Annotated in this window: 13 protein-coding genes and 3 pseudogenes; 9 read left to right on the top strand and 7 right to left on the bottom strand. The window is 69.8% G+C overall.

Translation table 11 applies throughout. From position 1 onward, the window contains the following. From BIV24_RS05495 to BIV24_RS05485, 3 genes are all read left to right on the top strand, one after another. Window positions 1–1,024, top strand: a 1,024-nt coding sequence (locus BIV24_RS05495) for a VWA domain-containing protein (RefSeq protein ID WP_143064562.1), incomplete at its 5' end; no start/stop codon positions are given. A 243-nt stretch (window positions 1,025–1,267) separates the two neighbouring features. After that, complete coding sequence (gene metG / locus BIV24_RS05490) at window positions 1,268–2,983, top strand: methionine--tRNA ligase (RefSeq protein WP_071365002.1); 1,716 nt, start codon at window positions 1,268–1,270, stop codon at window positions 2,981–2,983. A 209-nt stretch (window positions 2,984–3,192) separates the two neighbouring features. Continuing rightward, on the top strand, window positions 3,193–4,155 hold the full coding sequence (locus BIV24_RS05485) for an RpnC/YadD family protein (protein ID WP_071365001.1): 963 nt from the start codon (window positions 3,193–3,195) through the stop codon (window positions 4,153–4,155). 136 nt (window positions 4,156–4,291) lie between these two features. Here BIV24_RS05485 and BIV24_RS05480 read toward each other — a convergent pair whose 3' ends face one another. Next, window positions 4,292–4,501, bottom strand: a complete 210-nt coding sequence (locus tag BIV24_RS05480; RefSeq protein ID WP_071365000.1) for a DUF397 domain-containing protein — start codon at window positions 4,499–4,501, stop codon at window positions 4,292–4,294. Beyond that, complete coding sequence (locus BIV24_RS05475) at window positions 4,498–5,373, bottom strand: helix-turn-helix domain-containing protein (RefSeq protein ID WP_071364999.1); 876 nt, start codon at window positions 5,371–5,373, stop codon at window positions 4,498–4,500. The genes BIV24_RS05480 and BIV24_RS05475 overlap by 4 nt, the downstream gene beginning before the upstream one ends. A 500-nt stretch (window positions 5,374–5,873) precedes the next feature. Between BIV24_RS05475 and BIV24_RS05470 the strand changes: the two genes are divergently transcribed. The 5 genes and pseudogenes from BIV24_RS05470 to BIV24_RS31315 form a co-directional block, all read left to right on the top strand. Continuing rightward, window positions 5,874–6,827 (top strand): helix-turn-helix domain-containing protein, encoded by a 954-nt coding sequence (locus BIV24_RS05470; protein WP_245766676.1) that lies wholly within the window; start codon window positions 5,874–5,876, stop codon window positions 6,825–6,827. Then, window positions 6,824–7,192: a type II toxin-antitoxin system RelE/ParE family toxin gene (locus tag BIV24_RS05465; protein ID WP_071364997.1), complete on the top strand. Its 369-nt coding sequence runs from the start codon at window positions 6,824–6,826 to the stop codon at window positions 7,190–7,192. The genes BIV24_RS05470 and BIV24_RS05465 overlap by 4 nt, the downstream gene beginning before the upstream one ends. Further along, complete coding sequence (locus BIV24_RS05460) at window positions 7,189–7,494, top strand: helix-turn-helix domain-containing protein (RefSeq protein ID WP_071364996.1); 306 nt, start codon at window positions 7,189–7,191, stop codon at window positions 7,492–7,494. The genes BIV24_RS05465 and BIV24_RS05460 overlap by 4 nt, the downstream gene beginning before the upstream one ends. An 88-nt stretch (window positions 7,495–7,582) precedes the next feature. Then, window positions 7,583–8,086: a hypothetical protein gene (locus BIV24_RS35050; RefSeq protein ID WP_245766675.1), complete on the top strand. Its 504-nt coding sequence runs from the start codon at window positions 7,583–7,585 to the stop codon at window positions 8,084–8,086. A gap of 128 nt (window positions 8,087–8,214) precedes the next feature. After that, a pseudogene (locus BIV24_RS31315) lies at window positions 8,215–8,469 on the top strand (transposase); the annotation flags it as partial. A gap of 9 nt (window positions 8,470–8,478) precedes the next feature. Here BIV24_RS31315 and BIV24_RS05450 read toward each other — a convergent pair. The 5 genes and pseudogenes from BIV24_RS05450 to BIV24_RS35045 all read right to left on the bottom strand — a co-directional run. Then, window positions 8,479–9,660, bottom strand: a complete 1,182-nt coding sequence (locus tag BIV24_RS05450; protein WP_071365005.1) for an ABC transporter permease — start codon at window positions 9,658–9,660, stop codon at window positions 8,479–8,481. A gap of 164 nt (window positions 9,661–9,824) precedes the next feature. After that, on the bottom strand, window positions 9,825–10,535 hold the full coding sequence (locus BIV24_RS05445) for an ABC transporter ATP-binding protein (RefSeq protein ID WP_245766674.1): 711 nt from the start codon (window positions 10,533–10,535) through the stop codon (window positions 9,825–9,827). After that, window positions 10,532–11,818 (bottom strand): peptidoglycan-binding domain-containing protein, encoded by a 1,287-nt coding sequence (locus BIV24_RS05440; RefSeq protein ID WP_071364995.1) that lies wholly within the window; start codon window positions 11,816–11,818, stop codon window positions 10,532–10,534. The genes BIV24_RS05445 and BIV24_RS05440 overlap by 4 nt, the downstream gene beginning before the upstream one ends. Window positions 11,819–11,820: 2 nt before the next feature. Continuing rightward, window positions 11,821–12,408, bottom strand: coding sequence for a hypothetical protein (locus tag BIV24_RS05435; protein ID WP_071364994.1), 588 nt, complete (start codon window positions 12,406–12,408; stop codon window positions 11,821–11,823). Between the two features lie 260 nt (window positions 12,409–12,668). Further along, a pseudogene (locus tag BIV24_RS35045) lies at window positions 12,669–12,899 on the bottom strand (hypothetical protein); the annotation flags it as partial. A gap of 24 nt (window positions 12,900–12,923) precedes the next feature. Between BIV24_RS35045 and BIV24_RS05430 the strand changes: the two are divergent. Next, a pseudogene (locus BIV24_RS05430) lies at window positions 12,924–13,679 on the top strand (ABC transporter permease); the annotation flags it as partial. Window positions 13,680–13,684 lie beyond the last annotated feature (5 nt).

Here is a 13,684-nt window from a genome sequence, read left to right as displayed (position 1 = left end):
CGCCGAGGTGACGCCGGAACCGAAGCCCACCGCCGAAACTGCGGCGCCCGAGCCGGAGCGTGAACCCTCGGCCGAGATCACGCCGGAACCCGGGCCGGAGACCTCGGCCGAGATTGCACCGGAGCCGGAACCGGAGCCCCAGCCGGAGCCGCAGGCCGAGGAGACAACTCAGCCCCAGCCGGAATCGGAGCCGCAGGCCGAGCCGGTCACGGCCGAGGAGCCCGCGGACGCCCCGGCAGCCGCCGACGACGAGAAGGCCCCACAGGAGTCACCCGCCCTCGACACCACCGCCCCCGCGGGCGGTGCGGATGGGGTCGGATCCGCCGAGGACGCAGCCGAGGAGGAAGCACAGGCCGCCGGCCCCGCCGTCCCCCTCGCCCGCGTGACGTCCCTCGCCCCCGGCCTCACCACCGCCTACAAGGCCGCGGCCGCCGTCCTCGACCAGCGCAGCCTCACCGGCGCCCGGGCCAAGGTCTACCTCGTCCTGGACCGCTCCGCCTCCATGCGCCCGTACTACAAGGACGGCTCCGCCCAGGCCCTCGGCGAACAGGCCCTGGCCCTCGCCGCGCACCTCGACCCCGAGGCCACGGTCCAGGTCGTCTTCTTCTCCACCGAGCTGGACGGCACCGGCGAACTGACCCTCGCCGAGCACGAGAGCAGGATCGACGGCCTCCACTCGGCCCTCGGCCGCATGGGCCGCACGAGCTACCACGCGGCGGTGGAGGCGGTCGTCACCCACCATGAGAAGTCCTCGGACCCCGCCCTTCCGGCCCTGGTCCTCTTCCAGACGGACGGCGCCCCGGACACCAAGACGCCCGCCACCCAGTCGCTCACAGCCGCCGCGAAGAACCACCCCGCCGTCTTCTTCTCCTTCATCGCCTTCGGCGACCCGGAGAACAAGGCCTTCGACTACATCCGCAAGCTCAAGACGGACAACACGGCGCACTTCCTGGCCGGCGACACCCCCCGTGAGCTCACGGACACGGAGGTCTACGAGGGCGTACTGGCGAACTGGCGCCCGTAAGCCCGCACACGCGGACGAACACCGTCCGTACACCCACGCACACCCGGACGCCGCCCGCGCCCGTCCCGAAAGGCCCCTGGGGACACCCGAACGAACCCCTCAGGTGAGCCGGGCTTCTCAGCCCATAAAACGGGAGGCGGGCGGCGTACCCATGTCGGCTACGATTTCAAGGTTCGTAGACGATCCAGCCGACCCGAAAACCGACGATCGTCACTCCGTGCAGCGACTTGGGAGCAGCCCGCGATGGCTCGACACCTCATCACCAGCGCCCTTCCGTACATCAACGGGATCAAGCACCTGGGCAACATGGTGGGGTCCATGCTCCCGGCGGACGTGTACTCCCGGTACCTCCGCCAGCGCGGCCACGACGTCCTCTACATCTGTGCGACGGACGAGCACGGCACCCCCGCCGAGCTGGCCGCGAAGGAGCAGGGCCTCCCGGTGGACGCGTTCTGCGCGCAGGCCCACAACGCCCAGAAGGCGGTCTACGACGGCTTCGCGCTCTCCTTCGACTACTTCGGCCGGAGTTCCAGCCGGGAGAACGTCGAGATCACCCAGCACTTCGCCCGGAAGCTGAACGAGAACGGCTTCGTCGAGGAACGCTCGATCCGGCAGGTGTACTCGCCCACCGACGGCCGTTTCCTCCCCGACCGCTATGTGGAGGGCACCTGCCCCCACTGCGGCTACGACAAGGCCCGCGGCGACCAGTGCGAGAACTGCACCCGGGTCCTGGACCCCACGGACCTGATCAACCCGCGCAGTGCCATCTCCGGTGCCACGGACCTCGAGGTCAGGGAGACCAAGCACCTGTTCCTCCTGCAGTCGAAGCTGCAGCACGAGGTGGAGGAGTGGGTGGCCCGCCACGAGGGGCACTGGCCGCACCTGGCGTCGTCGATCGCCCGCAAGTGGCTGACCGAAGGCCTGCACGACCGGGCGATCACCCGTGACCTGGACTGGGGTGTCCCGGTTCCCGCGGACACCTGGCCGGCGCTGGCGGCGGAGGGCAAGGTCTTCTACGTCTGGTTCGACGCCCCGATCGAGTACATCGGCGCGACGAAGGAGTGGTCGGACCAGGACCCGGAGAACCGGGACTGGAAGTCCTGGTGGTACGACGCGGACGACGAGGTCCGCTACACGGAGTTCATGGCGAAGGACAACGTCCCGTTCCACACGGTGATGTTCCCGGCCACGCAGCTGGGCGTGCGCGAACCGTGGAAGAAGGTCGACTACGTCAAGGCCTTCAACTGGCTCACCTACTACGGCGGCAAGTTCTCCACCTCCCAGAAGCGGGGTGTCTTCACGGACCAGGCCCTGGAGATCCTTCCCGCGGACTACTGGCGCTACTTCCTGATCGCGAACGCGCCGGAGTCGGACGACTCGTCCTTCACGTGGGAACACTTCACGGCCACGGTCAACAAGGACCTCGCCGACACCCTCGGCAACTTCGTCAACCGGGTCCTGTCCTTCTCCAAGAAGCGCTTCGGCGAGGAGGTTCCCGACGGCGGTACACCGGGCGAGCCGGAGGCGAAGCTGGGCGAGGAGATCGCCAGGCTCCTCGCCGAGTACGAGGACCACATGGAGACGCTCCAGTTCCGCAAGGCGGCGGCGTCCCTGCGCGCCCTCTGGTCGGCGGGCAACTCCTACCTGGAGGAGAAGGCCCCCTGGCTCGAGATCAAGACGAACAAGGACGGCGCGGCCCTGACCCTGCGCACGGCGATGAACCTGATCCACCTGTACGCGGTGGTCTCCGAGCCGTTCATCCCGGCCACGACGGCGGCGATGCGCACGGCGTTCACGCTGCCGGACGACACGGCGAGCTGGGTCACGGCCGACGAGGCGAAGTCCCTGACCACGGTCCCCTCCGGCACCCCCTTCACGGTCCCGCCGGTCCTGTTCGCCAAGCTCACGGACGAGGACCTGGAGGCCTACAAGGAGCGCTTCGGCGGCTCCGAGGGCTGACCCGCCCCGAACTCCACCGCGCGCCCCGCTCCTGACCGACCAGGAGCGGGGCGCGTCGTTCGGGACGTCGGCCACCCGAGGCGTACGACACGAACTCCGCCCAAACCGCGAGCACGAACTGGCATTCTGAACGTTTCTTCACTTCCCGAACGAGTGAACACTTCCGATCTCCGAGTCAACCCGCGCCCTGACCGGCCTAGGTTGCGCCCATGGTCACATCCACACACGAGGCCTCACACCGGATCTTTCAGGACCATCCGGAGGTCCTCACTCCCGTCTTCGAGATGCTGGGCCTCCCGCCGCCGGCGAAGGCGATCATCGAAGCGCTCAGCCCCGACGCCACGGAGATCCGCCCCATGGAACGCCGTGTGGACACCGTGCTGAGGGTCGAGCCCTCCGAAGGAGACCGCTTCCTGGTCGCCGTCGAGGCCCAGACGAAGCGGGACCTGGACAAAGGCGCCAGTTGGTCCTACTACGTGGCCTACCTGCACGCGAAGTACGGACTTCCAGTGCTTCTGATCGCGGTCTGCAAAAACCGGCCGACCGCGAACTGGGCAGCGGGCCCCTTCGAATGCCGCGTCGGCCCCTGGTCGACCCAAATCACGCGCCCATTCGTGCTCGGTCCGGACAACGTCCCGGAGATCACCGACGAGTCGTCGGTCACCAGGTGCCCGGCGCTGGCGACGATCTCGGCCATCGTGCACAGCGAGAGCAAGAGAATCGACGCCATACTGGGCATGCTGGCCCGCGGGATGCGGTCCTTCGACAAGCCCACTGCTATGTACTGGTGCGAGTTGGTGGAAATCGGTCTGGAGGACACTCCGGCCAAGGAAACATGGAGAGGACTGGAGAAGATGGTCGCCACTTACTTTCCGGGCCGGGGAACTCTCTTCGAGGAGACGTACCTGAAGGGCAAGGCCGAAGGCAAGGCCGAAGGCAAGGCCGAAGGCGAGGCCAAAGGCGAGGCCAAAGGCGAGGCCAAAGGGATTCTGCGCGTTCTCGAGGTGCGCGCTCTTCACATCTCCGACGATGCCCGCAAGCGCATCATCTCCTGCACCGATCTCGACCGCCTGGCCGACTGGCTGGACCGCTCCGGCACGGTCGAACGGACGGAAGACCTCTTCGTCGAAGACGCGACGGGCACCCCGCGCACACCTGACCAACGTCCGTGAGGGAACAAGCCCCGTAGGCCAGTAGCCCAGGAGCGCTTCGGCGGCCACGGCGCCTGATCCAGGCCCCGGGCCCCACACCGCCGCGGTCACGCCCCGCCCTGCTGAGATCAGGCGCGGGGCGGATACCGCTGCTGGGTCAGCGTTCCGAGGCGTACGTCACGAAGTCCGCCCACGCTTCGCGCGTGAGCGCAAGCTGAGGGCCTTCCATGCTCTTGGAGTCGCGGACGTGCACAACGCCGGGGGCAGTAGCGACCTCAATGCAGTCGTTGCCGTCACCGCTGCTGCTGTAGCTGCTCTTGAACCAGACCAGCGCAGAAGTGTCGCGGTGAGTGGAGGTGCCGATCATGTCTCTCCAAGCATCTGCTCGATGAGGGCCCGCGACTCTCGGGGCGTGAGAGCCTGCGCCCGGATCATGCCATAGCGCAGTTCAAGGATCCTGAGCTGCTTCGGCTCGGACACCAGGCGGCCGTTGAACGCGCCCTCGGAGCGCCCCACCGCCGTGCCATCCGGAAACTTGAGCACCTCGATCAACCCGCCCGTGCCGAAGTGATCCTCGCAGTCGGTGGGCATCACCTGAATCGACACGTTCCGCAACTGCCCCAGTTCCAGAAGACGTTCGAGTTGCCGCCGCCAGACCATTCTTCCCCCGACCGGGCGGCGCAGCGTCACCTCTTCCTGGACAAAACTGAGAGTCGGTGCCGGCAACCGCTCGAAGATCGAACGACGGGCCATCCGCGCTGCGGCCATACGCTCCGCCTCCTCCTCCGAGTAGCTGGGAAGCCACGCGTCGAAGAGCGCCCGCATGTGCTCCTCAGTCTGCAATAGGCCGTGGATGTTGTGGTTGCCGTACAGCGCCACCTCAACCGCCTGGGCTTCCAGCTTCGCCAGTTCCCGAACCTTCTTCGGATACCGGACCCTCTTCACGTCCTCCCAAGTCGCCGAGATGAGCCCGCCCGCGTCCAACACCTCGTCGGCCTTGTCCAAGTACTCCTGCCGCGGAATGCGCTTACCGCCCTCGACCTTGTAGACAAGGTCCTCCCCGTACCCGACCGCCATCCCGAACTCGGCGGCCCGCATCCCCACCGCCTCCCGCCGCAGCCTCAACTGCCGCCCCACAGTGGCGATGACCGCCACGCCCCACTCGTCGTCCGGGTCCACCTCCCATCCCGGTTCGTCCGCCTCGCTCTTGAGCCGCTGCGCCTCTCCGTCGACCGGCATACCGCACCCCTCCGTCGTACCGCTGTACCGCAACGCCCCTACCCGCAGGCCCGGTTACGACCGCTCGGACAACAGCCGACAAGCCCTGGACAGTCACGCTGAGCATCAGCGCTGTCACTGTTCACGGTAAGCACGCACCGCCACGCTCAGTGACGTGAACAGCGAAAAATCCACCCACCTTCTCGCGCCCACCGACCACTTCAGCGTGCTGCTGTCTCCCACGCCACGCACCGGAACCCGACCGCGTGTGCTCCGGTGCCGTCGGCGGTCTTCCCCAAGGAACACGAGTGGGAAAGGAACCGAACCAAGCCCCACCCCTCCCGCCCGTGGCGCACGCTCACTCCCGCGAGTGAACATCGCCAACTCGGCTGGATTCGTGACGGGTTGCCTGCCCTACGCTCAGCGCAGCACGGCACATCAACCCCAGACGCACGACGGCCCTCGCCGGGACGGCAATCCCACTGCGAGGGCCTGACCACCAAGGAAGTCAGCCCTTCCCGATGGACACACAAAACACTAGCGTGCGCCCGCACGCCCAGTCCCGTAACAGCGGGGAAAACCACCCGCACCGGCACACTCGCGCAAAGACGCGCCCCGGCGGCGTCATCCACGACAACACCCGCCACACCACCCGCTTCACGGTGATCGGCAACCACCTCACCCAGCACCGGGATCTCTCCCTCCTCGCGATCGGACTGGCCTGCCACATCCAGTCGTTGCCCACCGGCGCCCGCGTCGACATCAAGTCGCTCGCCGCCCGCTTCCCCGAGGGCCCGACCCGGATCGCCACCGCCCTGCGCGAGCTGGAGACCCACGGCTATCTGCGCCGCACCCGCGAACGCACCGAGACCGGCCGGGTCGTCACCCGCACCGTCTCCTGCAACCAGCCGGGCCACCACCGCGACGCGTCCGAAACGACACCTCCCAGGCCCCCGGCCCGCCGTGCGGCCACCGCCCCACAGCAGAAGCCAGCGCGCCGCGCCCTTCCCGCCGTACCGAAGCCCGCGTACAGTTCCCCCGCCCTCCTCCAGGCAGCCACCGAGGTCCTCGCCGGCCTCCGCCGTACGGACCCCCGTCTGCTCCTCTCCGCCACCGACGCCGAGCACCTCGCCCCCGGCGTCGCCGCCTGGCTGGAGCGGGAGCTCACCCCCACCGCCGTACACCACGCCCTGACCAGCGACCTGCCACCGGAACCTCTGCGCCGCCCGGCCGCCTTCCTGGCCCACCGCCTCAGCGCCCAGCTCCCGCCCCAGCCGCCGTTCCGCGCCTCTGAGCCACCTCCGCCCGTCAGGCACCCACTCCGCAACTGCGACACCTGCGACCGCGGCTACCGCGGCCCCGACCCACGCAACTGCCAGGGATGCGCGTCGACGGAGCAGTTCTCCGGAACCGTCGGCGGCCTCGAAGCCGCCCCGGCGGGAGGACCCGTTCCGCCCCAGCCCCGACCGATGTGACGACGTTCTCCGACAGCCGCGCGGTAGCGGCACAAACAGAATCTTCCGACCTGACGCCACACGAACACGGCCGCGTGATGTTCTACGCCGACCTCCTCGCCGACTTCGACGGCATACTCGACGAGCCCTACAGCCGTCACCTCGGTGGCAAGGTGCGAGAGCTCCGGTTCCGGCTCGAACAGCGGCACTACCGCATTGCCTACTGGCTCGCGTCGAACCGGCGCATCGTGCTTCTCACCGTCTTCGCCAAGACACAGCGACAGGAAACCGCCGAAGTGCAGCGCGCTCTCGCCGCCCAGAAGGAGTGCGAAGCCCAACACCCGCCCGCCCACACCGTCTACGACCGCTTCCCGGCGACGCCATGAGCCACACCCGTTGGGACATCACCGATGCCGACCGGGCGCAGGAGGGGTACCAGGAGGCCCGCCGCGCCTATCTGTTCGGCAAAGCCGTCCGTGACCGCCGTACCGCCCTGGGCATGACACAAACCCAGCTCGCCACGCGAGCCGGCATGACTCAGGCCGCCATCTCACGCCTGGAACACGGGGGTTCCACTCCCACCATCCCCCTCCTCGAACGTCTGGCCACGGCTCTCGACTCCACCCTGCACCTGGACATCGCACCCAACAGCGACCTTTCGGTGACGTTCACCCCCCAGGCGGCCTGACAGCGAGAGAAGCGGTTCAGCTGCTTGACGCATCCCTCGGTCCTCGCCAGTGGGCCGACCCGGTACGCGGAGGCCTGGAGGTAGGGCGGTGAACGGCGAGAGCTGGCGGGAGCGCAGACGCGCGCTCCTGAGGGACGACCCTGCGGCTGCCGAGAGGGCCGCGGATCTTCTCACCGAACTGGGCACAGAGGAACGGGACGACGCGGAGATCGAAGCCGAGCATAGGGTGGTCTTCCTCGCCGCGACACGCGAGTACGTCGGTCAAGGGCATGAGCTGTTCGCCCGCCCCGAGCGGACTCCTGATGCCTTGCGCGCCGCCCTCGCCATCGTCGCCCCGGGCCGCCTGGACGAGATGCAGGCCACGAAGGACGACGCCTTTACCAAAGCGGTCGAGTGGCAGTCTCTGAGCCCCGTGCGAAGCTGGATCCTCACCTGGGCCAGGGACATCGAGATCGCCCGCCGCCCCGACTTGTCCTCCCGCTTCGCTCACGCGCAGAACAGGTTGGAACACGAAGACCCCGCCACCGCTCGGGAAGCGCTGCGCGAGCTGAGCGCCGTCCTGGACGAAGCCATGAAGGCAGTACGCGGCTGAGTCGGGAAACTGAGAGCCCGACCCCGGGATCGAGCCACCGTCCGTCTACTCCTGCCACACCACGAACGCCTCCACTCGCCGTATCCGCACACCTGTGCCACGCGGTCTCCTGTCACCCCCACCTCCAGGTGCGGTTCGCGACCAAGCCCCGCCTGGCTTGGGAGATGATCAGCGCCGCGCTGGACGCCGGGGCGGAGGCACCGTGGGTGACCGGCGACGAAGCCTACGGGCAGGACCCGCAGCTTCGTGCCGCACTGGAAGCACGCGGGACCGGGTATGTTCTGGCCGTCGCCTGCTCCACCCGGGTAAGGATCAACCACGGCCGCACGCCTCACCTCTCTCCCCACCCGCCGCGGCCGGGCCTGTGGCCGGCGTTCCCGTGGCCGTACGGCTCAGGAGCTGGACAGCGCCTCCGTCGGCGACAGCTTGCTGGCCCGCACCGCCGGATACAGTCCGGCGGCCATGCCGATGAGCAGGGTCGATCCGATGCCGGCCGCGCTCGCCCAGGCCGGGACGACCGTCGGCCAGCCGCGGCCGACGGCGTACCCCGCCGTGATCAGGGTTCCGAGCACCGTACCGCCGAGCCCACCGATGAGGGACAGCAGCAGCGACTCCGTCACGAACTGCGTGCGGATCTGACCCCGGGTCGCCCCCAGGGCCCGGCGCAGACCGATCTCCGGCCGGCGCTCCAGGACCGAGATGACCATCGTGTTGCCCACACCGACCCCGCCGACCAGCAGAGCCACTGCGCCGAGGCCCAGCAGCAGGCCGGTGAGCGCCGACTCGGTGGCTTCGCGGGCCGCGAGGGCGTCGGAGGGCCGCGAGACCCGGACCTCGCTCGGCTTCTCGGGGTATGCCGTGGTCGGCAGCACCGCCCGTACCGCCGCGACCTCACTGTCCTCGGTGCGGACGTAGACCATGGAGGGGTGGCCGTCGAAGCGGAGGTATGTCCGGGCCGCCGACCAGCCGACCAGTGCCGCGCTGTCGAGTTCCGGCGCGAGCGGTACGGGATCGAGGACGCCGATCAGCGAGAACCAGCGGCCGCCGATCAGGACCCGGGTTCCGGAGGTGTACACGTCGAGCCGCTGGGCGGCCGTGGCACCGAGCACGACAGCCGGGTACTTCTCCGTCGCCGCGTCCAGCCAGCGGCCCTCGCGGACCTTGCCGCCGACGGCCGGGAGCAGGTCCTGGTCGGCCGCGAGGACGTCGAGGGAGCCGGTGCGGCCGATGGCGATGTGGTCGTTGCGGTAGATGTGCGCGCCGGTCGCGCCGGTGGCGGCGACCTGCTGCGCGGGCGGGATCCGGCGGATCATCGGCACGGCCTCGTAGGGGAGTCTGGCTTTCTCGCCGGCCAGGCTCTGGCCCGGTGCGACCCGCAGGAGGTTGGTGCCGAGCGCGTCGAGGCGGCGGTTTACCTCGGCCTGCCCGGAGCCGGAGATGCCGACCACCGCGATCATGGCGGCGACGCCGATGGCGATGCCGAGCGCGGAGAGAAAGACCCGCAGGGGCCGGGTCCGCAGTCCGGTGCCGCCGAGGCGTACGACGTCGGCGGGCCCGAGGCGTGCGGCGCGCAGCCGTGACCGTGACCGCTCCGGGACCGGAGCCCCGGCGTCCGAGGACTCGGGGCCCGGGGAACGGAACGGCGGGGTCTCCGGGGCCGGACCCCGGGCGTCCAGGGAGCCAGCCGCTGTGGGACGGGAGTCCGGGGTCTGCCAGGAGGAGTTCGTCGTACGGTCCTTCACCGGGGTGCCCCGATCGTCGTGCTGCGGGCCGTGTCGGCGACCAGGCGTCCGTCGCGCATCTCGATACGGCGGGGGAGTTCGGCCGCGATCTCGCGGTCGTGGGTGATGATCACGACCGTGGTGCCGGCCGCGTGCAACTCGCGTAGCAGGGTCAGTACGGCGGCACCCGACGCGGAGTCGAGGTTGCCGGTCGGCTCGTCCGCCAGCAGGACGGACGGTTCGCCGACCACCGCGCGAGCGACCGCGACCCGCTGCCGCTCGCCGCCGGAAAGCTGCTGCGGCAGGTGGTGGACACGGTGGCTGAGCCCGACCCGGGCCAGCGCGGCGGCCGCCCTGGCCCGGCGGCGGCGCATCGGGACGCCCGCGTAGAGCAGCCCGTCTGCCACCGCGTCCAGCACGGGCACGCCGACCGCCAGGTGGAACTGCTGGAAGACGAAACCGATCCGCGTGGCCCGCAGCGCGGACACCTCCCGGTCGGACAGCTTCGCCACGTCGTGGCCGTCGACCAGCACCCGCCCCGAGGAGGGGCGGTCGAGGCTGCCCATCAGGTTCAGCATGCTGGACTTTCCTGAGCCCGACGGGCCGACGACGGCGACGAGTTCCCCGCGCCCGATCCGCAGACTCACGTCGCGGACCGCGGCAACGCCGCCCGGATACGTCTTGCAGACCGCGTCGAACTCCAGAACCGCCGGGGACACACCGCTCACGCGATCCTCACCTTCATGCCCTCGCGGATCGCTGTGCCGCTCACTTCCACGTTGCCGTCCGCGAACAGCCCCGTCTTCACGGCGAGGAACCGGCCGTCCTCGGTTTCCAGGCCGTACCCGCCCTCGGCGAGGGCGACCAGCGCGGAGACCGGAACGCTCAGTACGTCCTTGGCCTCGCGTCCCACGTACTCGACCGTCACAGGGCCGCTCTCCAGCCGCCCCAGGGCCTTCTGGTCCTGGACGGTGATGGTCACGGGGATCGTCGCGTCGGCCTCTCCCGATCCGCCCTCGCTGCCACCCCCCTCGGGCGTGCTCGCCTGCTTCCCCACCGACGCCACCTTGGCCTGCACGGACTTGCCATTGGGCAGCTTGACCCGGACGTTCGTGCCGCGCACCGCCCAGGCGGCGTCCGCGGCCGAGGCGCTCACGACGACCTTCCGCGACGTACCGGTGTAGGCCAGGGTGTTCTCGCCGGCCGCGGAGCCCAGGCGTGCCCCCGCATGGCCGATCCGCACCTTGCCGGAGGAAGAGATGACGTCCCCGACGCCGACGGTCCCGGTCTGGGGCAGCCCGAGCGACTTCTGCCAGCGCTTGACCGCCTGGGCGGTGGCGGCGGTGAACCTCTCGTCCACGGTGAAGCCGGTGTAGCCCAGAGCCGCCAGGTTGGACTCGAACTGCATGACGTCCATGCCTCTGAGCTCACGCGGGGCCTGAGTCGAGCCGGTGTCCCCGCCGGTTCCGGCGCCCCCCGGCGCCGGTGACCCGGAGGGGCTCGGGGACGTGCCGTCCGCGTTCTTCTGCTGCTGGTCGACGGAGCCCTTCTGCTGCTGGGCGTCCGAGCCCTGGTCACCCTCCTGGGCGGTCAGGCCGAGGTCCCGGTACATCGGCAGCGTCCCGTACATGAGCACGACCGGCCGGTCGTCGACGCGCAGCAGCGTGCCGCCGCGCTCGACCGTCGCGCCCTGCTCGGGCAGCCAGGTCACGGTACCCGTCGCCTTGACCGGCAGCGGGACCTCCGTTCCGTAGCTCAACTTGCCGTCCACCGCGGTCCGTTCGGCCAGTGTGGTCCGGGTCACCGGGACGACGGAACCGGAGCGGGGCGGCGCGCTCGGGCCCTTGCCCTGGCCGCCGCCGAGCCCCAGTGCGCCGATCACGGCGACCGCCGCCACGCCGACCACGGCCGAGGCGATCAGCGCCGTACGCCGGCGGTGCCGGCGGCGCGGCGGAGGCGGCAGGGGGGCCGTCCCGTGCGCGTCATCGATGTGCGTCACCGTCTCGGCCATGATCAGCCCTTGCCGGCCGGCGGGTTGGTCGGTTCACCGATGATCGGGGCGCAGACGCGGGTGGCTCGCCGGGCGCCGGCCGAGGTCTGATCCCATCCGGGTTCACCGGAGTTGTCGTTGCGGCTCCCGTTCGGATCCGGGTCCGGGAAATCGGGGGCGCCGTTCTTCTGCATGCAGGCGGCATAGTCCCGCTGCTTCTTCATCTGCGCGGGAGTGAGTTTGGGCCCGCTGGGCTCCAGGTCCTGGGGGACCGTAGCGTTGAACTTGGCACACTTCTTGCTCGCGTTCATGAACTTCGGGTCCTTCTTCAGGGCAAGGCCCTGGCCGGACATGTCGACCTGTCCCTTGGAGTCCGGGTCGGGGAGGTCGACCCCGTTCGTCCGCATGCACGCGACCCACTTGCGCTGGCTCTCGACGTACGCCGCCACATCGTTCCCGCCACCCTGACCGCCCGTTTTACCAGCCGATGCGGCCGAGCCGCCACCACCGGCCGTCGGGAGCTTCGAACCGCCGTCGTCGCTCCCGCAGCCGGTCAGCGCGAAGACCATGACCGACGCCGCCGAGGCCAGCAGTACCCAGTTCGTCCTCATCGCTTTCCTTTCCCCGCTCCTCCTGTCGGGCCCGGCCGCGGACACGGCGGGCAGGCCGACCGTAAGCCGGAGATGATGAAGAACCTTTGAAGAACCTGTCAGCCGATCATGCGCACTGCAGCTCTTCCGGATCCCCGGGCGCCGCCGCGTTCGGGAACAGAACTGAGACCAGGGCGCCGGTCATACCCGCGACCGTCGGTACCGCTCGCTCCGGTACCGACTGCCATGCCGGCTTGCTCACGCCTGGCCGTAGAGGCTTGTCAGGTCGACGAGTTGAATGCTCGGTGAGGTCTCATCGGCGGCGTATGCCTTGTCGTTGAAGCCTGCTCGCGTCCGCGATGACCGCGGCGTCCTTCGCGTCGGTCTTGGCCTAGCCCGGGTAGAGGTCGCTGAGCGTAGTTGTCGAACCACCCTGCAGCATCAACCCTCTTGAGATGGAGCAGAGGGTTGGCGCTGGCCGGCTGGCCCCAGACATGTGGGTTGACTAGTACTCCAGTGCAGTTTCGTGATCTACCCGCTGGCTGGACCGGGCCACACAGACATGCCCGGCCGTGGTGCTCGGCGCCCAGGCGGCCCGCAGGCTCGACGTCTACACGCCGGGGACCCGGCTGTGGCTGGGCGGGCAGTGGTTCTCCCTGGTGGGCGTCCTCGAACCGGTGCCGCTCGCCCCGGAGATCGACAGCTCGGCGCTGGTCGGCCGGCAGACGGCCCGGACGTACCTGGGCTTCGACGGCCATCCGTCCACCGTGTACGTCCGGGCCCGGGACGACCGGGTCGGGGCGGTCCGCGACGTCCTCGCCGCCACGGCCAATCCGGAGAAGCCGAGCGGGGTGCTGGTCTCCTGGCCCTCCGACGCGCTGGCCGCGCGCGACGCCACCGAGTCCACGCTGACCGGGCTGCTGCTCGGCCTCGGCTCCGTCGCGCTGCTGGTGGGCGGGGTGGGGGTCGGCAACACCATGGTCATCTCGGTGCTGGAACGGCGCCCCGAGATCGGTCTGCGGCGCGCGCTCGGCGCCACCAGCGGCCAGATCAGGGGCCAGTTCGTCTCCGAGTCACTGCTGCTGTCCGCGCTGGGCGGCCTGGGCGGCACGGTCCTGGACACGGCCATCACCGCGGCGTTCGCCTCGGTACGGGGCTGGCCGACCGAGGTACCGGTGTGGGCGATGGCCGCCGGTGTCGCCGTCACCCTGGCCATCGGGGCACTGGCGGGCCTGTATCCGGCGGTGCGGGCAGGCCGTCTGGCCCCGACGCAGGCCCTGGCGGGACCCTGAGCTGC

The sequence above is a fragment of the Streptomyces colonosanans genome (assembly GCF_001866645.1).
Lineage (GTDB): Bacteria > Actinomycetota > Actinomycetes > Streptomycetales > Streptomycetaceae > Streptomyces > Streptomyces colonosanans.
This window is presented reverse-complemented; position numbering and strand designations above follow the sequence as displayed.